This is a genomic window from Streptomyces inusitatus, from assembly GCF_014651115.1.
Taxonomy (GTDB): domain Bacteria; phylum Actinomycetota; class Actinomycetes; order Streptomycetales; family Streptomycetaceae; genus Streptomyces; species Streptomyces amakusaensis.
In genome coordinates this window covers 12,938-37,982 of sequence record NZ_BMWG01000018.1, presented here as the reverse complement: position 1 = coordinate 37,982, position 25,045 = coordinate 12,938, and the positions used below count along the sequence as shown (strand labels likewise).

General features: G+C 70.7%; 20 protein-coding genes. 17 read left to right on the top strand and 3 right to left on the bottom strand.

What is annotated here, in order from left to right:
• The first annotated feature begins 105 nt into the window (after window positions 1-105).
• The 6 genes from IE247_RS23895 to serA all read left to right on the top strand — a co-directional run bounded on the left by IE247_RS23895 (window position 106) and on the right by serA (window position 10,060).
• A complete protein-coding gene (locus IE247_RS23895) occupies window positions 106-1,053 on the top strand; it encodes a 2-hydroxyacid dehydrogenase (RefSeq protein WP_229869303.1) in 948 nt (315 codons plus the stop codon).
• Between the two features lie 421 nt (window positions 1,054-1,474).
• A complete protein-coding gene (locus IE247_RS23890) occupies window positions 1,475-4,258 on the top strand; it encodes a putative bifunctional diguanylate cyclase/phosphodiesterase (protein ID WP_229869302.1) in 2,784 nt (927 codons plus the stop codon).
• Between the two features lie 322 nt (window positions 4,259-4,580).
• The gene (locus IE247_RS23885; protein ID WP_190125307.1) at window positions 4,581-6,440 is read left to right on the top strand and encodes an acetolactate synthase large subunit; all 1,860 of its coding nucleotides are present in this window, start codon (window positions 4,581-4,583) and stop codon (window positions 6,438-6,440) included.
• Window positions 6,441-6,469: 29 nt separating this feature from the next.
• Window positions 6,470-6,994: an acetolactate synthase small subunit gene (gene ilvN / locus IE247_RS23880; protein ID WP_190125306.1), complete on the top strand. Its 525-nt coding sequence runs from the start codon at window positions 6,470-6,472 to the stop codon at window positions 6,992-6,994.
• A gap of 149 nt (window positions 6,995-7,143) precedes the next feature.
• Window positions 7,144-8,145 carry a ketol-acid reductoisomerase gene (gene ilvC, locus IE247_RS23875; protein ID WP_190125305.1) on the top strand — a complete coding sequence of 334 codons (1,002 nt, stop codon included), beginning with the start codon at window positions 7,144-7,146 and terminating at the stop codon, window positions 8,143-8,145.
• A 310-nt stretch (window positions 8,146-8,455) separates the two neighbouring features.
• Window positions 8,456-10,060 (top strand): phosphoglycerate dehydrogenase, encoded by a 1,605-nt coding sequence (serA, locus tag IE247_RS23870; protein WP_190125304.1) that lies wholly within the window; start codon window positions 8,456-8,458, stop codon window positions 10,058-10,060.
• An 84-nt stretch (window positions 10,061-10,144) separates the two neighbouring features.
• On the opposite strand, the gene IE247_RS23865 is transcribed toward serA, so the two are convergent.
• Both IE247_RS23865 and IE247_RS23860 read right to left on the bottom strand, forming a co-directional pair.
• Window positions 10,145-10,915 carry a class I SAM-dependent methyltransferase gene (locus IE247_RS23865; RefSeq protein WP_190125303.1) on the bottom strand — a complete coding sequence of 257 codons (771 nt, stop codon included), beginning with the start codon at window positions 10,913-10,915 and terminating at the stop codon, window positions 10,145-10,147.
• 500 nt (window positions 10,916-11,415) lie between these two features.
• A complete protein-coding gene (locus IE247_RS23860) occupies window positions 11,416-12,714 on the bottom strand; it encodes a PucR family transcriptional regulator (RefSeq protein WP_190125302.1) in 1,299 nt (432 codons plus the stop codon).
• Between the two features lie 176 nt (window positions 12,715-12,890).
• Between IE247_RS23860 and IE247_RS23855 the strand changes: the two genes are divergently transcribed.
• Together IE247_RS23855 and pruA are read left to right on the top strand one after the other, a co-directional pair.
• Window positions 12,891-13,817 (top strand): proline dehydrogenase family protein, encoded by a 927-nt coding sequence (locus tag IE247_RS23855; RefSeq protein WP_190125301.1) that lies wholly within the window; start codon window positions 12,891-12,893, stop codon window positions 13,815-13,817.
• A gap of 45 nt (window positions 13,818-13,862) precedes the next feature.
• Window positions 13,863-15,503, top strand: a complete 1,641-nt coding sequence (gene pruA / locus IE247_RS23850) for an L-glutamate gamma-semialdehyde dehydrogenase (RefSeq protein WP_190125300.1) — start codon at window positions 13,863-13,865, stop codon at window positions 15,501-15,503.
• Between the two features lie 156 nt (window positions 15,504-15,659).
• Here the strand turns inward: pruA and IE247_RS23845 are convergent, their stop codons facing one another.
• Window positions 15,660-16,118 (bottom strand): SRPBCC family protein, encoded by a 459-nt coding sequence (locus IE247_RS23845; RefSeq protein WP_190125299.1) that lies wholly within the window; start codon window positions 16,116-16,118, stop codon window positions 15,660-15,662.
• Window positions 16,119-16,254: 136 nt separating this feature from the next.
• Here IE247_RS23845 and IE247_RS23840 point away from each other — a divergent pair, with 136 nt between their 5' ends.
• The 9 genes from IE247_RS23840 to cimA all read left to right on the top strand — a co-directional run bounded on the left by IE247_RS23840 (window position 16,255) and on the right by cimA (window position 25,021).
• Entirely contained in the window at window positions 16,255-16,797 is a 543-nt protein-coding gene (locus tag IE247_RS23840; protein ID WP_190125298.1) for a GNAT family N-acetyltransferase, read from the top strand.
• A gap of 312 nt (window positions 16,798-17,109) precedes the next feature.
• Entirely contained in the window at window positions 17,110-17,250 is a 141-nt protein-coding gene (locus IE247_RS23835; RefSeq protein WP_190125415.1) for a hypothetical protein, read from the top strand.
• 79 nt (window positions 17,251-17,329) lie between these two features.
• A complete protein-coding gene (locus IE247_RS23830) occupies window positions 17,330-18,370 on the top strand; it encodes a 3-isopropylmalate dehydrogenase (RefSeq protein ID WP_190125297.1) in 1,041 nt (346 codons plus the stop codon).
• Between the two features lie 243 nt (window positions 18,371-18,613).
• Window positions 18,614-19,702 carry a branched-chain amino acid aminotransferase gene (locus IE247_RS23825; protein WP_190125296.1) on the top strand — a complete coding sequence of 363 codons (1,089 nt, stop codon included), beginning with the start codon at window positions 18,614-18,616 and terminating at the stop codon, window positions 19,700-19,702.
• A 56-nt stretch (window positions 19,703-19,758) separates the two neighbouring features.
• Entirely contained in the window at window positions 19,759-20,262 is a 504-nt protein-coding gene (locus tag IE247_RS23820; protein ID WP_190125295.1) for a tetratricopeptide repeat protein, read from the top strand.
• Window positions 20,263-20,437: 175 nt separating this feature from the next.
• Window positions 20,438-20,671 (top strand): hypothetical protein, encoded by a 234-nt coding sequence (locus IE247_RS23815; RefSeq protein WP_190125294.1) that lies wholly within the window; start codon window positions 20,438-20,440, stop codon window positions 20,669-20,671.
• 25 nt (window positions 20,672-20,696) lie between these two features.
• Window positions 20,697-21,311 (top strand): TetR/AcrR family transcriptional regulator, encoded by a 615-nt coding sequence (locus IE247_RS23810; protein ID WP_190125293.1) that lies wholly within the window; start codon window positions 20,697-20,699, stop codon window positions 21,309-21,311.
• A 133-nt stretch (window positions 21,312-21,444) separates the two neighbouring features.
• Window positions 21,445-22,794, top strand: a complete 1,350-nt coding sequence (locus IE247_RS23805) for an MFS transporter (RefSeq protein ID WP_190125292.1) — start codon at window positions 21,445-21,447, stop codon at window positions 22,792-22,794.
• Between the two features lie 595 nt (window positions 22,795-23,389).
• Window positions 23,390-25,021: a citramalate synthase gene (gene cimA, locus IE247_RS23800; protein WP_190125291.1), complete on the top strand. Its 1,632-nt coding sequence runs from the start codon at window positions 23,390-23,392 to the stop codon at window positions 25,019-25,021.
• Window positions 25,022-25,045: the final 24 nt, after the last annotated feature.

The following is a 25,045-nucleotide window of genomic DNA, read 5'->3' as shown; positions in this document are numbered from 1 at the left end:
CTCCGCGTCGACTCCCTCCTCCGCCTTGCGATCCACGGCACCAGACCCCGCTCGCTCATCCAGCCTGATCCAAACGAAAGACCCTAACCAATTAGCCTGCTGGCCATGACGTCTGACATATGGCTCTCGCTGCCGGCCGACGGGATCAGCGGTCTCCCGACGCTCGCCGGAACGGATTTCTCCTACCGTTTCTGGGACGGCGAACCGGAATTTCCCGCCGACCCGGCCGACTGCGTCTTCTACACCGTCCCCTACCTCAAGCCCGACATCGGGGTGCTCCCACTGCCCGGGATGACTTCTTTGCGGGTCATTCAGACACTCTCCGCAGGCACCGACCATCTCGAACCAGACCTCGGAACGCTGCACTCCGGCGTACGCCTCTGCAACGCCAAGGGTGTGCACGACGCCTCCACGGCCGAGATCGCGCTCACTCTCACCCTCGCCTCACTGCGCGGCATCCCCGAATTCGTCCGGGGCCAGGACGCCCAGGAGTGGCGGACGGGCTTCTATCCGGCCCTTGCCGACAAGTCGGTGCTGATCATTGGATACGGGGCGATCGGCGCGGCGATCGAAGACCGGCTCATTCCCTTTGAGTGCGCGCGGGTGGTGCGCGTCGCGCGCTCCGCACGCACCACGGAGCGCGGGGAGGTGCACGCGCTCGCCGATGTGCCCTCTCTGCTCCCGGACGCCGATGTGGTCGTCCTCGCCACTCCGCTGACCGCTCTGACGAAGGGCCTGGTGAACGCGGAGTTCCTGGCAGGGATGAAGGATGGTGCACTTCTGGTCAATGTCGCCCGGGGCGCGGTGGTGGACACCGGGGCGCTGCTCGCCGAGGTGACCCGGGGGCGGCTGAGGGCCGCCCTGGATGTCACCGACCCCGAGCCGCTGCCCTCCGGACACCCGCTGTGGGGCGCTCCTGGAGTGCTGATCAGTCCCCATGTCGGAGGTTCCACTTCCGCCTTTCTCCCGCGTGCTCGGCGGCTGCTGGCGGCCCAGGTCCGCCGTTTTGTCGAGGGCCTGCCGCTGGAGAATGTCGTACTCACCACCGAATAGCCCCAGCCTTCCCCAGCCACCCGGTGCACAGGCACCATGACAGCGACGCCCCGTCACTCCGTCGTCACAAGCGAAAACTCTGCGAAGTCATCCGATCGCTCCGCGTGCCTGCGTGGCGAATGATGGTCACTGAGAGTAGAGGGCCTATGTCCCTGAGTGACAATCCTGGTGTATCGTCCGGACCTGGGGGCTGCGCCGGTGCAAAGGGGCGGTGCGCTGACACGACCCGGCTGACGCGACCTGACTGCCGATCAGACTTTTGAGGGGGGCGACGGGCGATGCACGGCCAATGGACCCAAGATCCGACACGGCGAGGACGTCGCCGACGACCCTCGCCCGCCGCACGGCGCGCTCCCGAGCCGCCGCCGACCCTCTCCCTCCCCGCCCGGGCCCGCCCCGCCGCGCCGCGAGGAGCGGGGCGGTGAACGCCCAGGGGGCGCTGATGGCGCGTGAGTCCGTCCCCGCCGGCACGGGACTGCTCACCCAGCTTCTCCTCGCCCTCGTCTGCGCCGGATACGCCGTGGGCGCGGCCCTCGGCTGGGGCTCCCGCGAACTGGCACTGATCATGGGCGACTTCGGCCTCAGCGCCGGAGCCCTGATCGCCGCCGTCTCCTGCTTCCTCTACGCCCGCATCAGCCCGCCCCGCGCCCGGCCCGCCTGGCTGCTCTTCGCGCTCTCCTCCGCCATGGCCTGCGCGGGAAACGCGGTCTGGGGGTGGTACGAGATCGTCCTCGACCGCGAGGTGCCCGGCCCCTCCGTCGCCGATCTCTTCTTCCTCTGCTTCGCCCCGCCGGCCATCATCGGCCTGCTCGTCCTCGCCAAACGCCCGGTCACCCGGGCCGGCTGGGTCTGCCTCGGCCTCGACGCCTGGCTGATCGGCGGCTCGCTGCTGACCCTCTCCTGGAGCCTCGCGCTCGCCCACACCACCCGTGTCCAGGGCGAGAGCGTGGCTCCCGCCGCACTCGCGCTCGCCTATCCACTGCTGGACATCGTGCTGGTCAGCATGGTCTTCGCCCTCCACTTCCGGCGCTCGGCCACCAACCGCTCCGCCGTCAACACCGCGATCGGGGCGCTGGCCCTCACCGTCGTCTGCGACGCCCTGTTCACCTCGCCGCTGCTCCGCGAGAGCTACCGCTCGGGACAGCTGCTCGACGCGGGCTGGTTCGCCGGCTCGCTGCTGCTGGCCTACGCCCCCTGGGGCGCACGCCGCGGCGCCGAGCCGCCCCGGCAGCCGGCCGCCCCGCGCCACCCCGGCCGCCCGGCGGCCGGCTCGCTGGCCGCGCTCACGCCGTATCTCGCCGCCGCCGTCTGCACCCTCGGAATCCTCTACAACGTGGTCGAGGGACGCACCGTGGACCGCGTCGTGGTGCTCACCGGCTGCACGGTCGTCCTCGCCCTCGTCGTCCGGCAGGGCATCATGCTCCAGGACAATGTGGCCCTCACCCATGAGCTGGCCCAGAAGGAGAACCACTTCCGCTCGCTGGTCCAGGGCTCCAGCGACGTCATCATGATCGCCGCCCCGGGCGGGACGCTGCACTACGTCAGCCCCGCCGCCTCCGGGGTCTACGGCCGGGAGGCGGAGGACCTGGTCGGCTCCCCGCTCTCCTCCCTCATCCACCCCGACGACCTCGGCCGGGTCCTGCACGAGGTGCGCAGATTCCTGGCCGCCCCCTCCCCGGACGAACCCACCACCCGCATCGAGTGCCGCTTCCGCTCCGGCGCGGGCGACTGGCTCAATGTGGAGTCCACCGTCAACCGCCACCAGGGCGGGCTGATCTTCAACAGCCGGGACGTCACCGACCGGGTCCGGCTCCAGGCCCAGCTCCAGCACAGCGCCGAGCACGACCCGCTCACCGATCTGCCCAACCGGGCGCTGTTCACCGAGCGGGTCCGCCAGGCGCTCACCGGCCGCCGCGCGGGCGACCCCGGCACCGCCGTGCTCTTCATCGACCTCGACGGCTTCAAGGCGGTCAACGACCGGCTCGGCCACCAGGCGGGCGACCAGCTGCTGATCCAGGCGGCCCACCGGCTGGAGGAGTCCGTGCGCTCCGGGGACACCGCCGCCAGACTCGGCGGCGACGAGTTCGCCGCCCTCATCCTCGGCGAGGGCATCCGCGACCAGACCGACCGCGAGAGCCAGGTGGTCGAGATCGCCGACCGGCTGCGGCTCACCCTCTCCCAGCCCTACCGCATCGACGGCAACGACGTCCGGGTGGCCGCCTCCATCGGGGTCGCCTTCGCCGAGAAGGGGATCACCCCCAGCGATCTGATGCGCAACGCCGACCTCGCCATGTACCGGGCCAAGGCCGGCGGCAAGGACCGCGTCGAGCTGTACGTCCCCCAGATGCAGGCCGAGGTGGTGCGCCGCACCGAGCTGGCCGCCCGGCTGCGCAGCGCCCTGCACGAGGGTGAGTTCGCCCTGCTCCACCAGCCGGTGGTCAGCCTCACCACCGGCCGGATCGAATCCGTCACCGCCCAGGCCCGCTGGCGCTCCGCCCAGGGCATCCTCTTCACCCCCGCCGAGTTCCTCCGGGTCTCCGCCGACAGCGACCGCACCGCCGAGCTGGGCCGCTGGCTGCTGGAGGAGGCCGTGCAGCAGGCCGCCGAGCGGGACCGGCTCGGCCACCGGGTGCCGGTCTCGGTCCGGCTCTCGGCCCGCCGGCTGCTGGACAGATCGCTGCCGATGGGCACCGTGGAAGCCCTGCTCAGCCGCCATGGACTGCCCTCCGGGGCGCTCATCGTCGAGCTGGCCGACAGCGACCCGAGGATCTCCTTCGACGAGCTGGAACAGCGCCTGGTCTCCCTGCGCAGACTCGGCGTCCGGATCGCCCTCGACGGCTTCGGCACCGGCCACGCCGCCCTCACCGCACTGCGCAGACTCCCCGTGGACATAGTCAAACTCGATCGATGTCTGGTCGAGGGGGTCGTGGAGTCCGCCCGGCTGCACAAGATCACCAATGGGCTGCTGAGAATCGCCGGCGATCTCGGCCTCCAGACGGTGGCCGACGGGGTGGACGCGCCGGAGCAGGTGATCGCCCTGCGCGCCATGGGCTGCACCCACGGCCAGGGCATGGCCTTCTCCGGACTGCTGGACGAGTACCGGCTCCGCCGCGCGCTGGTACGGGACGACTTCCCCGTACCCGCGGGCCTCGCCCTGCCCGTACCGCACCGCTGGCGGGTGGAGCATCCGCAATGGACCAAGTAGCCGCCCGGGGACTGTCCGCCCGGACAGTCCCCACGACCAAATAGTGAGACGCGCGTCCCACCCGCTTGACAGTGACAGCGGGTCAGGGAGAGGGTCAATGCCATGCGCACCCGAATTCTCGTACTTGGAAAGCGCGTCGGCTGAGCGGGGACCTGCACCACAGGACCCCGCTGACTCCCACCGACGCGCTCCCCTCGCTTGCCTCACGGCACGAGGGGTTTTTTATTGCACCGACGCCCGTGCACAAGCACAAGAATCCACGCGAAACCCTCAGTCACACATCGCAGAACCCTCAGCTTCAGCCCTCAGCTTCGAGAAGAGAATGCCGATGACCGAGCAGGCCACCGGGGCCCACCATCCGCAGCCGCGGGCCCGTAACGGCGGACACCAGACCTCCGCAGTCGAGCACGTCACGGGCGCGCAGTCCCTCATCCGCTCTCTCGAAGAGGTGGGCGCCGACACCGTCTTCGGCATCCCCGGAGGCGCGATCCTCCCCGCGTACGACCCGATGATGGACTCCACCCGGGTCCGCCACATCCTCGTCCGGCACGAGCAGGGGGCCGGACACGCGGCCACCGGCTACGCCCAGGCCACCGGCAAGGTCGGGGTCTGCATGGCCACCTCCGGGCCCGGCGCGACCAACCTGGTCACCCCGATCGCCGACGCGCACATGGACTCCGTCCCGCTGGTCGCGATCACCGGCCAGGTCGCCTCCAAGGCGATCGGCACCGACGCCTTCCAGGAGGCGGACATCGTCGGCATCACCATGCCGATCACCAAGCACAACTTCCTGGTCACCAAGGCCGAGGACATCCCGCGCACCATCGCCGAGGCCTTCCACATCGCCTCCACCGGCCGCCCCGGACCCGTCCTGGTCGACATCGCCAAGGACGCCCTCCAGGCCAGGACCACCTTCAGCTGGCCGCCCGTCCTGGACCTGCCCGGATACCGCCCGGTCACCAAGCCGCACGCCAAGCAGATCCGGGAGGCCGCCAAGCTGATCGTCCAGGCGAAGCGCCCGGTCCTCTACGTCGGCGGCGGGGTCATCAAGGCCCGCGCCAGCGCCGAGCTGAAGGTTCTCGCGGAACTCACCGGAGCCCCCGTCACCACCACCCTGATGGCGCTGGGCGCATTCCCCGACAGCCACCCGCTGCACGTCGGAATGCCGGGCATGCACGGTGCGGTCACCGCCGTCACCGCACTCCAGAAGGCCGACCTGATCGTCGCCCTCGGAGCCCGTTTCGATGACCGCGTCACCGGCAAGCTGGACAGCTTCGCCCCGTACGCGAAGATCGTCCACGCCGATGTCGACCCGGCGGAGATCGGCAAGAACCGCACCGCCGACGTCCCGATCGTCGGGGACGCCCGCGAGGTCATCGCCGATCTGGTCCAGGCCGTCCAGGCCGAGCACAGCGAGGGCCACACCGGCGACTACACGGCCTGGTGGAAGGACCTCAACCGCTGGCGGGACACCTACCCCCTCGGCTACGACCAGCCCGACAACGGCACCCTCTCCCCGCAGCAGGTCATCGAGCGCATCGGCCAGCTCGCCCCCGCCGACACCATCTACGCGGCCGGCGTCGGCCAGCACCAGATGTGGGCCGCCCACTTCATCACCTACGAGCAGCCCGCCACCTGGCTGAACTCCGGCGGCGCCGGAACGATGGGATACGCCGTCCCCGCGGCCATGGGCGCCAAGGCCGGAGCCCCGGACCGCACCGTCTGGGCGATTGACGGCGACGGCTGCTTCCAGATGACCAACCAGGAACTCACCACCTGCGCGCTCAACAACATCCCCATCAAGGTCGCCATCATCAACAACGGCGCCCTCGGGATGGTCCGCCAGTGGCAGACCCTCTTCTACAACCAGCGCTACTCCAACACCGTGCTGCACTCCGGCCCCGACGCCTCCGGCAAGGAGCCCAGCGCGGGCACCCGGGTCCCCGACTTCGTCAAACTGTCCGAGGCCATGGGCTGCTACGCGCTGCGCTGCGAGTCCCCGGACGACCTCGACAAGGTGATCGCCGAGGCCAACGCGATCAACGACCGCCCGGTCGTGATCGACTTCATCGTCCACGAGGACGCCATGGTGTGGCCCATGGTCGCCGCCGGCACCTCCAACGACGAGGTGCTCGCCGCCCGGGGCGTCCGCCCCGACTTCGGCGACAGCGAAGACGACTGAGCGAGCAGAGAGAGACGAGAGACCGATCCATGTCCAAGCACACGCTCTCCGTCCTGGTGGAGAACACGCCCGGCATCCTCGCCCGGATCGCCGCGCTGTTCTCCCGCCGGGGCTTCAACATCGACTCGCTCGCCGTCGGAGTCACCGAGCACCCCGACATCTCGCGCATCACCATCGTGGTCAACGTCGAGGATCTGCCGCTGGAGCAGGTGACCAAGCAGCTCAACAAGCTGGTCAACGTTCTGAAGATCGTCGAGCTGGAGCCCGGCTCCGCGATCCAGCGCGAACTGGTGCTGGTGAAGGTCCGCGCCGACAACGAGACCCGCTCCCAGATCGTCGAGATCGTCCAGCTCTTCCGCGCCAAGACGGTGGACGTCTCGCCCGACGCGGTCACCATCGAGGCGACCGGCTCCGGTGACAAACTGGACGCCATGCTCAAGATGCTGGAGCAGTTCGGCATCAAGGAACTGGTCCAGTCCGGCACCATCGCCATAGGGCGCGGCGCGCGCTCCATCACGGACCGCTCCCTGCGGGCCCTGGACCGCAGCGCGTAGAAGCGGAACCCCCGCCCGGGGCTGTGACATCCGCCGGTACACCGACGGCACAGCCCCGCGGCAGTGCTCGCTATGCGAGACCGGAAGACTTCCTCAGGCGCACCCGCCGTACGGTGGGACGCACACCCGTACATCAAGGAGATATCCCAGTGGCCGAGCTGTTCTACGACGACGACGCCGACCTGTCCATCATCCAGAACCGCAAGGTCGCGGTCATCGGCTACGGCAGCCAGGGCCACGCCCACGCGCTGTCGCTCCGCGACTCGGGCGTCGACGTCCGCGTCGGTCTGCACGAGGGCTCCAAGTCCAAGGCCAAGGCCGAGGAGCAGGGCCTGCGCGTGGTCAGCGCGGCGGAGGCCTCCGCCGAGGCCGACGTCATCATGGTCCTGGTGCCGGACCCGCTCCAGGCCCAGGTCTACGAGGAGTCCATCGCCCCGAACCTGAAGGACGGCGACGCGCTGTTCTTCGGCCACGGCCTCAACATCCGCTACGGCTTCATCAAGCCGCCGGCCGGTGTCGACGTCGCCATGGTCGCCCCCAAGGGCCCGGGCCACCTGGTCCGCCGCCAGTACGAGGAGGGCCGCGGCGTTCCGTGTATCGCCGCCGTCGAGCAGGACGCCACCGGCAACGGCTTCGCGCTGGCCCTCTCCTACGCCAAGGGCATCGGCGGTACCCGCGCCGGCGTCATCAAGACCACCTTCACCGAAGAGACCGAGACCGACCTCTTCGGCGAGCAGGCCGTGCTCTGCGGCGGCGCCTCGGCGCTCGTCAAGGCGGGCTTCGAGACCCTGGTCGAGGCCGGCTACCAGCCCGAGATCGCGTACTTCGAGTGCCTCCACGAGCTGAAGCTCATCGTCGACCTGATGTATGAGGGCGGCCTGGAGAAGATGCGCTGGTCGGTCTCCGAGACCGCCGAGTGGGGCGACTACATCACCGGCCCCCGCATCATCACCGACCAGACCAAGGTCGAGATGCGCAAGGTCCTCGCCGAGATCCAGGACGGCACCTTCGCCCGTAACTGGATGGACGAGTACCACGGCGGTCTGAAGAAGTACAACGAGTACAAGAAGCAGGATGAGAACCACCTGCTGGAGACCACCGGCAAGGAGCTGCGCAAGCTCATGAGCTGGGTCGACAACGACGACGCGTGAGTCGTGGGGGAGGGCCGGGGCCGCTGTGTCCCGGCCCTTCGCCGTATTCCGGACCGTGTTCCGGCCCGTACGCCGCCCACTCACCGCCCGCCCGCCGTCCGCCCCGCGGACGCGCCGGGTGCGCCCCCTGGGCCTCCACGGACGGGTGATCCTGCCACTGAGGCGTAAGAGATCGCCCGATGCACCACTACACTTCTCAACAACACTTACGCGTCAGGCCCACAGCGTCGTGCGTCTTCCACGCGGCTTGCCCCCTCCACCGCCTGCGGCCGTCGGGACGGCCGTCCGCACTGGACATGTGAGGACTCACGTGAGCTCGAAACCCAGCAAGAAGCCAGTGGTACTCATCGCTGAAGAGCTGTCGCCCGCCACTGTGGACGCGCTCGGCCCCGACTTCGAGATCCGCCACTGCAACGGTGCGGACCGCGCGGAGCTGCTCCCCGCCCTCGCCGATGTCGACGCCATCCTGGTGCGCTCGGCCACCAAGGTCGACGCCGAGGCCGTCGCCGCGGCGCCCAAGCTGCGCGTCGTCGCCCGCGCCGGCGTCGGTCTGGACAATGTCGACGTCTCCGCCGCCACCAAGGCCGGCGTGATGGTGGTCAACGCCCCGACCTCCAACATCGTCACCGCCGCCGAGCTGGCCTGCGGTCTGCTGGTCGCCACCGCGCGCAACATCCCCCAGGCCAACACCGCCCTGAAGAACGGCGAGTGGAAGCGCTCCAAGTACACCGGCGTCGAGCTGAGCGAGAAGGTCCTCGGCGTGGTCGGCCTCGGCCGCATCGGTGTGCTGGTCGCCCAGCGGATGTCCGCCTTCGGCATGAAGATCGTCGCGTACGACCCCTATGTGCAGCCCGCGCGCGCCGCCCAGATGGGCGTCAAGCTGCTCTCCCTCGACGAGCTGCTCGAAGTCGCCGACTTCATCACCGTGCACCTCCCCAAGACGCCCGAGACCCTCGGACTCATCGGCGACGAGGCCCTGCACAAGGTCAAGCCGACCGTCCGCATCGTCAACGCCGCGCGCGGCGGCATCGTCGACGAGGAGGCGCTGTACTCGGCGCTCAAGGAGGGCCGGGTCGCGGGCGCGGGCCTCGACGTCTACGCCAAGGAGCCGTGCACCGACTCCCCGCTCTTCCAGTTCGACCAGGTGGTCTGCACCCCGCACCTCGGAGCCTCCACCGACGAGGCCCAGGAGAAGGCGGGCATCGCGGTCGCCCGCTCCGTGCGGCTGGCGCTCGCCGGCGAGCTGGTCCCCGACGCGGTCAACGTCCAGGGCGGCGTGATCGCCGAGGACGTCAAGCCCGGTCTGCCGCTGGCCGAGCGCCTCGGCCGGATCTTCACCGCCCTCGCGGGCGAGGTCGCCGTCCGGCTCGATGTCGAGGTGTACGGCGAGATCACCCAGCACGACGTCAAGGTGCTTGAGCTCTCCGCGCTCAAGGGCGTGTTCGAGGACGTCGTCGACGAGACGGTCTCCTATGTCAACGCCCCGCTCTTCGCCCAGGAGCGCGGTGTCGAGGTCCGGTTGACGACCAGCTCGGAGTCCCCGAACCACCGCAATGTCGTCACCGTGCGCGGCACCCTCTCCGGCGGAGAGGAAGTCTCGGTCTCCGGCACCCTGGCCGGCCCCAAGAACTTCCAGAAGATCGTCGCCATCGGCGAGCACGATGTGGACCTCGCCCTCGCCGACCACATGGCCGTCCTCCGCTACGAGGACCGCCCCGGCGTCGTCGGCACCGTCGGCCGGATCCTCGGTGAGGCCGGTCTGAACATCGCGGGCATGCAGGTCTCCCGCGCGGAGGAGGGCGGCGAGGCGCTCGTCGTGCTCACCGTCGACGAGAACGTCCCGCAGCCGGTGCTCAACGAGATCGCCGAGGAGATCGGCGCGACCTCCGCCCGCTCGGTCAATCTGACCGACTGAGCGGCCACCGCCGGTACGGGTGAGGGCCCGGCCACCACGAAGCCCGCGCTTCGTGGGGCCGGGCCCTCACCCGTACCGGATCCGTCAGCGAACGGCGACCAGGACGCTGTCGTCGCCGCACTGCCAGACCGTGGTGACCGCGCTGAAGCCCGCCGCGAGCAGCAGCTCCGTCTGCTCCTGGGTGCTCGGATAGTACGGAGGGGCGAAGGCGTGCCGCCCGACCGCCGTACGGGAACGGGCCTCGACCAGATCGGCCAGCTCGGGCTCGGCGAGGAACGCCTTCCACCAGGAGGCCCAGTCCTCACGGTCCGCCCGGCCCGCCCGCTCGGCACGGCGGTCGCGGATCTCACGGGCCAGACCGCGCACCGCCTCCGAGTCCTCCGGTCCGCGGTTGTTGGCGTCCACGAAGACACCGCCCGGAGCCAGCCTGGCCGCCAGCTCGCGGTAGACCTCGGTGAGGGCCTCCGGGGTCAGCCAGTGCAGCGCCGTCGAGGAGACGGCCGCGTGCCAGGGGCCGTCCACGGCGGCGCGGTCCGCCCAGCCGGGGGCGTTCAGATCGTCCAGCAGCAGCCGGGCGCCGGTGCCCACGACGGCCTCCTCGGCCAGCCCCAGCATCAGCGGGTCGCCGTCGATGCCCACGACATCGGCGTGCGGCAGGGCCCGGGCGAGGCGGGTCGCGAGCGACGCGGTCCCGCATCCCAGATCGACGATTCCGGGCCGCGCGGGAGCGGTCCGCTCCAGGGACCACCGGGTGACATCGACGACCACCTCGAACCGTTCATCGCGGTCCGGGCTGTAGCGCTCCTGCTGTTCGTCCCATCGTCGCAGCCACGTGCGAGCGGTCTCACCGAGCATCGCTGCTCCTTTCCGTACAGTCGTCGAGCGGCATGATTGTCTGCGGTGCGCACCGTTTTTGTCCGTTGTCGGTGATGCGTGGCGCCGTGACGGCCTGCTCGAACCCACCGTGCCGAATGTCGCGGGAGAGCCCGTGAGACATGCGGAATCCGGCCGGGAACGGCCTGCCGTCGCACGGCTACGGTGGTGGATGAGCCTTGCCCGCGCCGGATAACGGGGCGGGGACCCCTTGCGATGCCGACATTCCTCTTCGCCTGCCTTCGGTCGATGGTCAATCGGGTAACGGGCAAGGGAATTGAGGGAACTAATCGGCCACCGCGTACGGGGCCTGGCACAAGATCCGATGCTAGCTCGCAGGTCCCCGGGCCTCAAGAGGGCCATGCGCAACTCCTGTCACACCAGTCACAGGTCTGTTCCGGACAGCCGGCAGCGGTCCGGGAGCCCGCCGGAGCACCCGCCCGCCATGGATTCCGGTACGGGCACCCCGTACTTCCCGGCACTCAGAGCCGGGCCGCCTTCAGCGCCATGTGCAGCAGCAGCCGGTCCTCTCCCCGCGCCAGATCGAGACCGGTCAGCTGCTCCACCCGGGAGAGCCGGTAGTAGAGGGTCTGCCGGTGGACGCCGAGCGCCGAAGCGGTGCGCCCCGCCTGCCCGGCGCAGTCAAGGAAGACCTCGGCGGTACGGGCCAGCTCGGTGTGCGAACGCTCCAGCAGCGCCCGGACGGCGGGGTCGGGGGCGGTCCGCGGGGGCAGCGCGGTCAGCAGCCGGTACGGTCCGATCTCCGCCCACCGGGCGACCGGGCCCAGCTCCGGCTGGGCCGAGGCCGCCCGGGCCGCGGCGGCGGCCTCCCGCCAGGCGGCGTTCAGCTCGGCGAGCCCGCGCCGGGGCTCGCCGACGCCCGCGGTCGCGGCCCCGCCCGCCGCGGCGCGCAGCCGCTCGGCGGCGGTGAGCGCGGGGGCCGGGGTGTCGGCGGCCCGCAGCCGCATCAGTACGGCGAGCGAGTGGACGCCCGTACGCCTCTCCCCGGAGGCACCGGAAGCGCCGGAGCCGGAACCGGAACCGGAACCGGACGGATCCGGCTCCTCCTCGCCCGGGCCGGAGCCGGAGCCGGAGCCGGGATCGGGCGGCGGAGGGGAGTCGGCCCCCGAGGACGTCCCGTCCGGCCCCACCGGCACCGTGCACACCGCGGCCACCCCGGGCAGCGAGCGCGCGGACGCCGGGTCCGCCGAGGGCCAGGGGGTCACACAGACCACCGCGTGCGGCCCCTCCGAGCCGCGCTCGTCGCCGCCGAGCGCCGTCCGCAGCGCCGCCACCGCCATGTCGTACTGCCAGCCCCGCCGTGCCGTCAGCGCCGCGCGCAGCTCCCGGGCCAGGTCCGTGCCGGCCCGCTCCTCGTCCGCGAGCAGTCCGCCGATCCGCTCGGCGACCTCCATCGCCGCCGCGAGCCGCTCCTCGGAGGGGCCGGGGCTGGTGTCCAGCAGCCAGACATAGCCGAGGACGATGCCCCGGTGGCGTACCGGAAGGCAGATCCGGTCCCGGAAGACCCCCGCGTCCGGCGCGGCCGGGATGCGCACCGGGCCCGTCGCCCGGGCGATGCCGAACCCCTCGAACCAGGCGCGGACCGCGGGGGAGGACTTCCGGGTGAGGATCGACCGGGTCCTGACCGGGTCCATCTCGCTGTCGTCGTCGCTGTCGTGCGCGCCGAAGGCGATCAGCCCGAAATCGCGGTTCTCCAGCGTCGCCGGGGCCGCCAGCAGGCCGGAGATCTCATCGACCAGTTCCTGGTAATCGCCCTTCATCCGGACATTCTGGCATGCCCTTCAGACATCTGTCTGAGATCCGGGCCACGGATGCGTGACAGCTGTCGATGGCCGGACCCCGTGGTGATCCTTAAATTTCACAGTGGTTCTTCGTGCCGTTCCGGATCCGTTTCCCGCGATCCGCCCGGCGCCCGTACTTCTTGATGGAGGTCCCCGTGCTGGGTCCCGTGATCCTCGCCGCCTCGCGCAGCGACCAGATGCGCCGCATCGTTTCGGCCGCCCCGGTCACCAAGCCCGTGGTGAACCGTTTCATCGCCGGTGAGTCGGTCCTGGAGACGATCCCCGTCGTCCAGGAGACCGCCGCCCGCGGTCTGGAGATCACGCTCGATGTCCTCGGCGAGGACATCACCGACCCCTCCGAGGCGCTCCGCGCCCGGGACGCCTATCTGGAGCTGATCGAGGCCCTCAAGCCGCTCGGCCTCGGCGTCCGCGCCGAGATGTCGGTCAAGCTCTCCTCCTTCGGCCAGGCCCTCACCGGCGGCCATGAGCTGGCGCTGAAGAACGTCACCCCCGTCGTCGAGGCCGCCGCCGAGATCGGCACCACGGTCACCCTCGACATGGAGGACCACACCACCGTCGACTCGACCCTGGCGATCCACGCCGAGCTGCGGGAGCGCTTCCCCCAGACGGGCGCGGTCGTCCAGTCGTACCTCTTCCGCACCGAGGACGACTGCCACGCGCTCGCCGAGGCGGGCTCCCGGGTCCGGCTGGTGAAGGGCGCCTACAAGGAGCCCGCGACCGTCGCCTACCAGGACAAGGCCGAGGTCGACAAGGCGTACATCCGCTGCCTGAAGATCCTGATGGAGGGCGAGGGCTACCCGATGATCGGGTCCCACGACCCGCGGATCATCTCCATCGGCCAGGAGCTGGCCCGCCGCGCCGGCCGTAAGCTGGAGGACTACGAGTACCAGATGCTGTACGGCATCCGCGAGGCCGAGCAGCACCGTCTCGCCGCCGAGGGCCACCGGGTGCGTGTCTACATCGCCTACGGCACCGACTGGTACGGATACTTCATGCGCCGCCTCGCGGAGCGCCCCGCCAACCTGGCGTTCTTCCTGCGTTCGCTGGTCAGCCGCGGCTGAACACCCCCACCTGACTGACCCACTGCTTAAGGAGATTCGGCACCCATGGACGCTGTGACCAAGGTCCCCGCGCCGGTCAACGAGCCGGTTCACGGCTACGCCCCCGGCTCCCCGGAGCGCGCCCGTCTTGAGGTCAAGCTCAAGGAGCTGGCGGAGAACCCGATCGAGCTGCCGATGACCATCGGCGGCGTGCGCCGGATGGGCGGCGGCGAGCGGGTCGACGTCGTTCAGCCGCACAACCACGGCGCGGTGCTCGGCACCTTCGCCGGGGCCACCGAGCAGGACGCCCAGGACGCGATCGACGCCGCCCTGGCCGCGGCCCCCGCGTGGCGCGCGATGTCCTTCGACGACCGCGCCGCGATCATCCTGCGCGCCGCCGAGCTGCTCTCGGGCCCCTGGCGCGAGACGCTGGCCGCCTCCACGATGCTGGGGCAGTCCAAGACCGCCCAGCAGGCGGAGATCGACACTCCCTGTGAGCTGATCGACTTCTGGCGTTTCAATGTCGCCTACGCCCGCGACATCCTGGCCGAGCAGCCCCCGGCCAACGCGCCGGGCGTGTGGAACCGCATGGACCACCGGCCGCTGGAGGGCTTCGTCTACGCGATCACGCCCTTCAACTTCACCGCCATCGCGGGCAACCTGCCCACCGCGCCCGCGCTCATGGGCAATGTCGTGGTGTGGAAGCCCTCCCCGACGCAGACCCACTCCGCCGTGCTGCTGATGCGGCTGCTGGAGGAGGCCGGTCTGCCCAAGGGCGTCATCAACCTGGTGACCGGCGACGGCATCGCCGTCTCCGAGGTGGCCCTGAACCACCGCGACCTGGCCGGCATCCACTTCACCGGCTCGACCCGCACCTTCCAGCACCTGTGGAAGACGGTCGGCAACAACATCGAGAAGTACCGCTCCTACCCGCGCATCGTGGGCGAGACCGGCGGCAAGGACTTCGTGGTCGCGCACCCCAGCGCCGACCGCGCCGTGCTGAAGACCGCGCTGACCCGCGGCTCCTTCGAGTTCCAGGGCCAGAAGTGCTCCGCGTCCTCGCGTGCGTACATCCCGGCGTCCATCTGGAACGACGGCTTCAAGGAGGAGTTCGCGGCCGAGGTCGACGGCATCACCATGGGTGATGTCACCGATCTGTCGAACTTCATCGGCGCCGTCATCGACGACCGCTCGTTCGCCAAGAACAAGGCCGCGATCGACCGCGCGAAGACCGACCCGAGCTGCACGATCGTCGCCGGCGGCAGCTACGACGACTCGGTGGGCTACTTCGTCCGCCCGACCGTCATCGAGTGCTCCGACCCGGAGAACGAGGTCTTCAAGGCCGAGTACTTCGGTCCGATCCTCGCGGTGTACGTATACGACGACAGCTCCGCCGACCAGTACGACGCCATGCTGGACCAGATGGAGTCGGTCTCCGACTACGCGCTGACCGGAGCGGTCATCTCCAACGACCGCGCCGCCGCCGCGCACACGATGGAGAAGCTCCGCTTCGCCGCGGGCAACTTCTACATCAACGACAAGTCGACCGGTGCCGTGGTCGGCCAGCAGCCCTTCGGCGGCGGCCGTGCCTCGGGCACCAACGACAAGGCGGGCGCCCCGCAGAACCTGATGCGCTGGACGCTGACCCGCGCCATCAAGGAGACGCTGGTCGCTCCGACGGAGTACGGCTACCCGCACATGGGCTGACCGCTCCCCCCGGGCCGAGTCGATCCTCGGCCCCCAAGAACCCGCCCCCGTTCCGGCCCCCACGCCGGAACGGGGGCGGTTCCATCTGTTCAGGACGAGCGAGCGACCGGATCGGTTCCTGCCGCCACTATTTCTTCACCGATCACCGATCACCGATCACCGATCACCCAGCGCCTCGGCGTAATCCCGGATGTTGACGAGCTGACCGGCCCAGCCGCCGTCATGACTCTCGTACGAGGCCTGCGCCCGGTGCTCCTCGGGCACGTCCACCGAGGCGAACCCGCTCTCCGTGATCCGCAGCCGGGTGCCCTCGCCCTCGGCGGTGAGGATGTACTCCACCAGCGTCGAATTGCCCTCGGCCGCCTGCTCCCCGGGGTGCCCGGAGGCCCAGCGGTAGGAGAGCCGACGCGGCGGGTCCACCGCGACGACCGTGGTCGGGAACCGCCCGTACTCGCCGTGATCCAGCAGCATTGTGCCCCCCGGCCACAACTCCACCCGCGCCGGCTCCCCCTGCCCGAACCACCTCCCCACATGCTCCCCCTCGGTCAGTACCGCCCACACCCGCTCCACCGGCGCGCCGATGCCGATCTCCCGATCGATCCTGTCCTCACTCATGGCCCTCTCCTTCTCACCCCGCCCGCCCTCCAGATTCCCCACCCCTGCCCGGGCCCCGCAACCGGAACGCCCGGGCCCCGCGGGCGCCCCGGAAAACGTCTGGGGCCGGGCCGCCGGAGCTGAGAGGCTCGGGCGCATGACCGAGACGATCCGCACCCTTCACACCTCCCTGCTCACTCCCGTCGAACTGACCGCGATCCGCTCCCTGCTCGACGACGCCTTCGACGGCGACTTCAGCGACGAGGACTGGGACCACGGCCTCGGCGGCATGCACACCCTGGTGCACGACGCCGGCGGGGAGCTGGTCGCGCACGGCAGTGTGATCATGCGCCGGGTGACGCACGGCGGGCGCTCCGGACGCTCGTACCGCATCGGGTACGTCGAGGCCCTCGCGGTCCGTGCCGACCGCCGCCGCCAGGGGCTGGGCGGCCGGGTGATGGACGCGCTGGAGGAGGTCATCGGGCGCGCCTACGAATTCGGCGCGCTCTCCGCGTCCGACGAGGGCGCGGCGCTGTACCGCTCGCGCGGCTGGCGGCTGTGGGAGGGCCGGATCCAGGGGCTGGGGCCGGACGGCGTGGTGTCCTTCCCGGAGGAGGAGGGTTCCACCTTCGTCCTGGGCGAGGCTCCGGACCCGGCCGGCGCGCTCGCCTTCGACTGGCGGGACGGAGACGTTCTCTGATCGGTCCCAGCCCTTCGGCTGCTCCGTCCGGGGTGCCGCGACTCACGGTCTGACCTGCGGAGTTCATGATTCCCGTCTCAGATAGTAGGAAGTCCGACTACTTGTGGAGACAGTGGAGCCCGGCTGCCTTAGCTTGGTAGGAGCCGAACGCCTCGCTCGATCCAGCGAATGGCGGTCGTGAGCGCGCGCCCTCGCAGGCGACCCCTGCGGCCCGCTCCCCGCCCCGCCCGGCGCCTTCGAAATCCCCGCGATCCCGCGATCCCGCGATCCCGCGCCCCCCGCGATTCAGCGATCTCCAAGGAGCCGATCATCATGTCCGCGATCCCCGCCGAGACCGTCCGCCGAGTCCGTCACGCCGCCGCCCGTATGCCCGAGTCCGACCGCAAGAACGCGGCGGCGGCGCTCCAGCGCGCCCTGGACCGCCGGGACAACGGCGGGGCGGCCGGGCGCTGAGCGGAGTCCGCCCCACAGGTCTCGTCCACATGGTGGACGGGGCATGTCATGGGATGGGACGGAGAGTAGGGTGCCCGACATGTCTCGCAGCCTCAACATCGCAGTGATCCCCGGTGACGGCATCGGCCGGGAGGTCGTGGCCCAGGGCCTGAAAGTCCTCTCCACGGTGCTTCCCCAGGATGTGAAGCTGGAGACCAAGGAGTACGACCTCGGCGCGCAGCGCTGGCACCGCACCGGGGAGACCCTCCCCGACGCGGAGCTGGAGGCCCTCAAGGGCCACGACGCCATCCTCCTCGGAGCCATCGGCGACCCGTCCGTGCCCTCCGGCGTGCTGGAGCGCGGGCTGCTGCTCAAGCTCCGTTTCGCCTTCGACCACTACGTCAATCTGCGTCCGTCGAAGCTCTTCCCGAACACCTCGACCCCCCTCGCCGGCCAGCCGGAGATCGACTTCGTCGTCGTCCGCGAGGGCACCGAGGGCCCGTACACCGGCAACGGCGGCTCGCTGCGCACCGGCACCCCCGCCGAGGTCGCGACCGAGGTCAGCCTGAACACCGCGTACGGAGTGGAGCGCGTCGTCCGTGACGCGTACGAGCGGGCCAACTCCCGCCCCCGCAAGAAGCTGACGCTGGTCCACAAGAACAACGTCCTCGTCTACGCGGGCCACCTGTGGAAGAACGTCTTCGACGCGGTCGGCCAGGAGTACCCCGAGGTCACCACCGACTATCTGCATGTCGACGCCGCGACGATCTTCTTCGTCACCCAGCCCGAGCGCTTCGACGTCATCGTCACCGACAACCTCTTCGGCGACATCCTCACCGACCTCGCCGCGGCCGTCTCCGGCGGCATCGGCCTGGCCGCCTCCGGCAACATCAACCCGACGGGCGCCTTCCCGTCGATGTTCGAGCCGGTCCACGGCTCGGCCCCCGACATCGCGGGCACCGGCAAGGCCGACCCGACGGCCACCGTCCTCTCCGTCGCGCTGCTCCTGCGCCACCTCGGCTTCGAGCCCGAGGCCGTCCGTATCGAGGAGGCCGTCTCGGCCGACCTCGCGGAGCGCGACGGTTCGTTCCGGACGACGGACGAGATCGGCGACGCGCTCTCCGTACGAGTAGCGAGCTGAGGCCCGACGCTTTCCAGAAGCCGCCGGGCCGCGCATTCCGCGCCCGGCGGCTTCTCTCTGTGCGGCTCCCGGGTGCACCATCGAACCGGGACCGCTTTCACCCCGTTGCACCCCGTTTCTCGTGTCGACCTCTTCGGGCGATAATCGAATCGGGCCGTGGCATGCGGGAATGCTCGGACGCCTTGGCATCAGTAGCGGCGTGAGCGCGGTCCGTCACAATCAACGGTGAAGGACATTGCATTCATGACGACGCCCACGATCGAGCTGAAGCCCTCCTCGCATCCGCTCTCCGACGCGGAGCGGGAGGCGATCCTCGCCGACCCCGGGTTCGGCCGGCACTTCACCGATCACATGGTGACCATCAAGTGGACCGAGGGAGTGGGCTGGCACGAAGCCCGGCTGACGCCCTACGCCCCGCTCTCGCTCGACCCGGCGAACATGACCCTGCACTACGCGCAGGAGATCTTCGAGGGGCTGAAGGCCTACCGCCGCCCCGACGGCTCGGTGGCCACCTTCCGCCCGGACGCCAACGCCGAGCGCTTCCAGCGGTCCGCCCGCCGGCTCGCCATGCCCGAGCTGCCGACCGAGCTGTTCATCGAGGCCTGTGACGCGCTGATCCGCCAGGACAGGGCGTGGGTCCCGGCGCACGGCGGCGAAGCCTCCCTCTATCTGCGCCCGTTCATGATCGCGACCGAGGTCGGCCTCGGCGTCCGGCCGGCCAACGAGTACCTCTTCATCGTGATCGCCAGCCCCGCCGCCGCCTACTTCCCGGGCGGCGTCAAGCCGGTCTCCGTCTGGCTCTCCGAGAACTACGTCCGCGCCGTCCCCGGCGGCATGGGCTTCGCCAAGACCGGCGGCAATTACGCGGCCTCCCTGCTCGCCCAGGCCGAGGCCGCCGCGCAGGGCTGCGACCAGGTCGTCTGGCTGGACGCGCTGGAGCACCGCTGGGTCGAGGAGATGGGCGGGATGAATCTGTACTTCGTGTACGGGGACCGCATCGTCACCCCCGAGCTGACCGGCTCCCTTCTCGCGGGCATCACCCGCGACTCGCTCCTCAAGCTCGCCAAGGACCTGGGGTACGAGTCCGCCGAGGGCCGCATCTCCACCGAGGACTGGCGGCGCGACACCGAGAACGGCACCCTCACCGAGGTCTTCGCCTGCGGCACCGCCGCGGCGATCACCCCCGTCGGGCTGGTGAAGTCCGCCGACGGCGAGTGGACCCAGGGCGGCGGCGAGCCCGGCGAGGTCACCATGAAGCTGCGCGAGGCCCTGCTGGACATCCAGCGCGGCACCGCCGCCGACACCCACGGCTGGATGCACCAGCTGGGCTGACCCGCCCCGCGTACCCTCATGCCCCCTTCCTCCCGCACACCGGTGAGGATGGGGGCATGAACGTATCCGAGCGCGACCGCGAGCTGGCCGAAGCCGTCCTTCTGCGTGAGCGGGGGAGCGCCGAGGAGGCCCGGCTGCGGCTGCTCGCGCTCGGCGAACTCCTCCCCGCCGACGCGGAGATCGCCTACCAGACGGCCTGGGCCCATGACGTCCTCGGACGTGAGGCGGAGGCCGTGCCGTACTACGAACGCGCCCTCGCCGCCCCGGACCTGGCCCCGGAGGACCGCCGGGAGGCGCTGCTCGGGCTCGGCAGCACCTACCGCGCGCTCGGCCGGTACGAGGAGGCCGAGCGGACCCTGCGGCTCGGGGCGGCGGAGTTCCCGGAACACGGCGGGCTGCGGGTCTTCCTGGCGATGGCGCTCTTCAACACCGGCCGCCACGAGGAGTCCGTACGGCTGCTGCTGGAGCTGCTGGCGGCGACGAGCGAGGACCCGTCGGTACGCCCCTTCCGCGCGGCGATCGAGAGCTATGCCCGGGATCTGACCGCGATCACCGGATGAGCCGGACTTCGGGTGTTACCCAATGGTTTCCCCCGGCCCCTTCTGCTCGCCACACCCGCTGATTAGAGTGTTGTTCTAATCAGAGATGTGGTGATATGCGAATGACCTCGACCGAACGCGGCCGGCGGCCCGCGCCGCCGTGCCGCGCCGCCCGGCGCCGGCCGGGAGCCGGACGGTGATCGCGGTCGTCGCCGTGATCGCGGTCACCGTACGGAACCGGGGCGCGGAGGAGAACTCCCCGGACGACCCGCCCCCGGCGCTCTCGCTGCTCGCGGTCGTCCTCGCGGTGGCCGCCGTCACCGCGCTCACCGGGATGCTCTCGCCCCGCGCCGGGACGGGGGCCCGCAGGCGGCCCCCCGAGCGGGAGGCACCGCCGCCGCCGCGCCGATCGGGTAGAACGTACGAGTGAACGAACCGCACCCCGAGGCATCCGGATGACCCCGCCCTCCCGGCGGCGCAATGTCGCCCCGCCCCGCGAGGCCGTGCTCGCCGCCGCCATGGCCACCATCGCCGAACACGGCCTCGACCGGCTCACCATGGCGGGGCTCGGCCGGGACGTCGGAATGAGCAGCGGGCATCTCCTCTACTACTTCCGCACCAAGGACGAACTCCTGCTGCGGACCCTGGAGTGGAGCGAGTCGCTCCTCGGGGCGAAGCGCGCCGCCCTGCTCTCCGGCCCGGGGAGCGCCGCCGAGCGGCTCGCCGCCTATGTCGGGCTGTACGTCCCCGACGGGCCGGGCGATCCGCACTGGAGTCTCTGGCTGGAGGTCTGGAACCGCTCCCAGGCCGCCGGCGCCGAGGACGCCCGCGCCCGGCAGGGCGCGATCGAGGCCGCCTGGCACGGCGACCTCGTCGCCCTGCTCGCCGAGGGGATCGCCCGGGGCGAGTTCCGGGCCGTCGACCCCGACCGCCACGCCACCCGGCTGCGCGCCCTCCTCGACGGATTCAGCGTCCATGTCGCCGTCGGTCTCCCCGGCGCCGGGCGGCCCGAAGTCCTCGCCCACACCGCCGAGTTCCTGGTCGAAACCCTGTTCGCGCCGGTGCCCTGAGGCGTTCGGGGGCTCCCGCGAGCACCGCTCTCCGGGCTCTGGCCACGGCGGGAACGCAACGCACGCAAGTACTCCTGATCGTTGTCCCGGCGGCCCTTGTCGGCCCCCCACCCCTCCGGCACGGTTTCCCCCCATGGGACGAGAGCACTGGAAGAAGATCTGGGTCGGCTCCGCGGGCAACATGGTCGAGTGGTTCGACTGGTTCGTCTACGCGAGCTTCGCCACCTACTTCGCGGGCGCGTTCTTCCCCGAGGGGAACGACACCGCCAAGCTCATGAACACGGCGGGCATCTTCGCCGTCGGCTTCTTCATGCGCCCGGTCGGCGGCTGGCTGCTCGGCCGGGTCGGCGACCGCAAGGGCCGCAAGGCGGCGCTGACCCTCACCGTCACCCTGATGTCCGCCTCCGCGCTCCTCATCGCCGTCGCCCCCACCTACGCGGTCGCGGGGTACGGCGGCGCGGCCGTCCTCCTGGTCGCCCGGCTCCTCCAGGGCCTCTCCGTCGGCGGCGAGTACGCGGCCAGCGCCACCTATCTCACCGAGGCGTCCGCCCCCCGGCACCGGGGCCTCGCCTCCAGCTTCCAGTACGTCTCCATGACCGCCGGCCAGATCCTCGGCCTCGGCCTGCTGATCGTCCTCCAGCGCACCATGTCGGACGAGGCCCTGCACGACTGGGGCTGGCGCATCCCCTTCGCCATCGGCGCGCTCGGCGCGGCGGTCGTCTTCTACCTCCGCCGCAACATGCTGGAGACCGAGGTGTACGAGGAGTCCGCCGACGACACCCCCGCGAACCGGAAGGGCACCATCAGGGCGCTGCTCGCGCACCGCCGGGAGGCGTTCCTCGTCATCGCGCTCACCATGGGCGGGACCGTCGCGTACTACACGTACACCACCTATCTCACCAAGTACCTCTCCAACTCCGCCGGGCTGGACAAGCAGACCGCCACCCTGGTCTCCTTCTGCGCCCTGATCGTCTTCGCCTGCCTCCAGCCGCTCGCGGGCATGCTCTCCGACCGCGTCGGCCGCCGCCCGCTGCTGATCACTTTCGCCGTCGGCTCGACCCTGCTCACCGTGCCGATCATGGCGATGCTCAAGCACGCGGACTCCTTCTGGCCCGCGCTCGGACTCTCCCTGCTCGCCCTGGTGGTGATCACCGGCTACACCTCGATCAACGCCTGTGTGAAGGCCGAGCTGTTCCCGACCGGGGTGCGCGCGCTGGGCGTCGCGCTCCCGTACGCGATCGCCAACGCGCTCTTCGGCGGCACCGCCGAGTATGTGGCGCTCTGGTTCAAGGACTCGGGCATGGAGGCCGGATTCTCCTGGTACGTGGCGGGGTGCGCGGCCGTCTCGCTGATCGTGTACCTGAGCATGCGGGAGACCCGGGACATCGATCTGAACCTGGTGGGCCGCTCCGGGAAGCCCCGGGGGCCCGGGAACCCCGAAGAGCCCGGGGAGCGGGAGCCCGCCGGGGTCACCTCCTCCTGAACCGGACCGCCCGGCCGAGTGATCTTGGCCGAAGGTCGTGCACCGCCGGGCCGGATGTTTGACTCCCGGCGGCGCCCCCGGATCTCATGAGGGCCCGGCGGGGGCCGGGGCTCATGATTTCGGGGGGAACCATGGCCTCCGGCTCAACGTCGGCCCAGGACTCCGCCCGCGCGCTCGCACCGTCCCCAGGGACCCCGGGCCGCCCCGAGGCCTCCCCGACCGCCTCCCCGCCCACCGCGCCGACGGCTGATTCCGGTCAGGGATCCGGAGCCCGCCGCGGTGGCCGGAGTGCGCCGGGCGGGGGACCGCATGCCGAGACGGACCACCGTTTCGCGTGGAGTTGTGACAGACTTCCCCGGTGCTTTCGTTCGCCATGATTATCGGCAGCAGGCGCGCCGGTCCGCCGTGATCGCTCCGTACCAACCCGTACGGCAGCGCCCACCACGCCCCAGACCCGCGCGCAGACCTCTCGCACCCGCGAGGGGTTTTTTCATTTCCCGGCCCCACCCCGGACGGAAATGAGCGGCACGCGAAAATGGGGCAAGTGGAGCCAGAAATTCCGGGAGCCACTCACCCGACAGGAGTCACAGCAGCCATGACCACACAGCCCAAGGACACGGACACGGACATGGGCACGGCCACCGACGACAGCTTTCATGTCTTCGACACCACCCTTCGCGACGGGGCCCAGCGCGAAGGCATCAATCTGACCGTCGCGGACAAGCTCACCATCGCCCGGCACCTGGACGACTTCGGCGTGGCCTTCATCGAGGGCGGCTGGCCCGGGGCCAACCCCCGGGACACCGAGTTCTTCTCCCGCGCCCAGCGTGAGATCACCTTCCGGAACGCCCGGCTCGTCGCCTTCGGGGCCACCCGCCGCGCGGGCGGCTCGGCCGCCGACGACCCCCAGGTGCAGGCGCTGCTCGACTCCGGCGCCCCGGTGATCACCCTGGTCGCCAAGGCCCACGACCGCCATGTCGAACTGGCGCTGCGCACCACCCTCGAAGAGAACCTGGAGATGGTCCGCGACACCGTCTCCCACCTCAGATCGCAGGGCCGCCGGGTCTTCGTCGACTGCGAGCACTTCTTCGACGGCTACCGCGCCAACCCCGAGTACGCCAAGTCCGTCGTCCGCGCCGCGGCCGACGCCGGCGCGGACGTCGTCGTCCTCTGCGACACCAATGGCGGAATGCTCCCCGCCCAGATCCAGGCGGTGGTCGCGACCGTCCTCGCCGACACCGGGGCCCGCCTCGGCATCCACGCCCAGGACGACACCGGCTGCGCCGTCGCCAACACCCTCGCCGCCGTCGACGCGGGCGCGACCCACGTCCAGTGCACCGCCAACGGCTACGGCGAGCGCGTCGGCAACGCCAACCTCTTCCCGGTCGTCGCCGCGCTGGAGCTGAAGTACGACAAGCGGGTGCTGCCCCCGGGCGCGCTCGCCGACATGACCCGTATCTCGCACGCCATCGCCGAGGTCGTCAACCTCACGCCCTCCACCCACCAGCCCTATGTGGGTGTCTCGGCCTTCGCCCACAAGGCGGGCCTCCATGCCTCCGCGATCAAGGTCGACCCCGATCTCTACCAGCACATCGACCCCGCGCTGGTCGGCAACACCATGCGGATGCTCGTCTCCGACATGGCCGGCCGCGCCTCCGTCGAGCTGAAGGGCAGAGAGCTCGGCATCGAACTCGGCGGCGACCGCGCGCTGGTGGGCCGGGTGGTCGAGCGCGTCAAGGAGCGCGAGCTGAAGGGCTACACCTACGAGGCCGCCGACGCCTCCTTCGAGCTGCTGCTGCGCGCCGAGGCGGAGGGCAGGGCGCGCACCTACTTCCGCACCGAGTCCTGGCGGGCCATCGTCGAGGACCGCCCCGACGGCACCCACGCCAACGAGGCCACGGTGAAGCTGTGGGTCAAGGGCGAGCGCATCGTCGCCACCGCCGAGGGCAACGGCCCGGTCAACGCGCTCGACCGGGCGATGCGGGTCGGCCTGGAGCAGGTCTACCCGCCGCTCGCCAAGCTCCAGCTCGTCGACTACAAGGTCCGCATCCTCGAAGGCCGCCACGGCTCGGACTCCACCACCCGGGTGCTGATCACCACCGGTGACGGCACCGGCGAATGGTCCACCGTCGGGGTCGCCGACAACGTCATCGCCGCCTCCTGGCAGGCGCTGGAGGACGCGTACACCTACGGGCTGCTCCGCGCGGGGGTCGAGCCGGTCGAGTGACCGCCGTCGGCGCGGGTCCCGGGA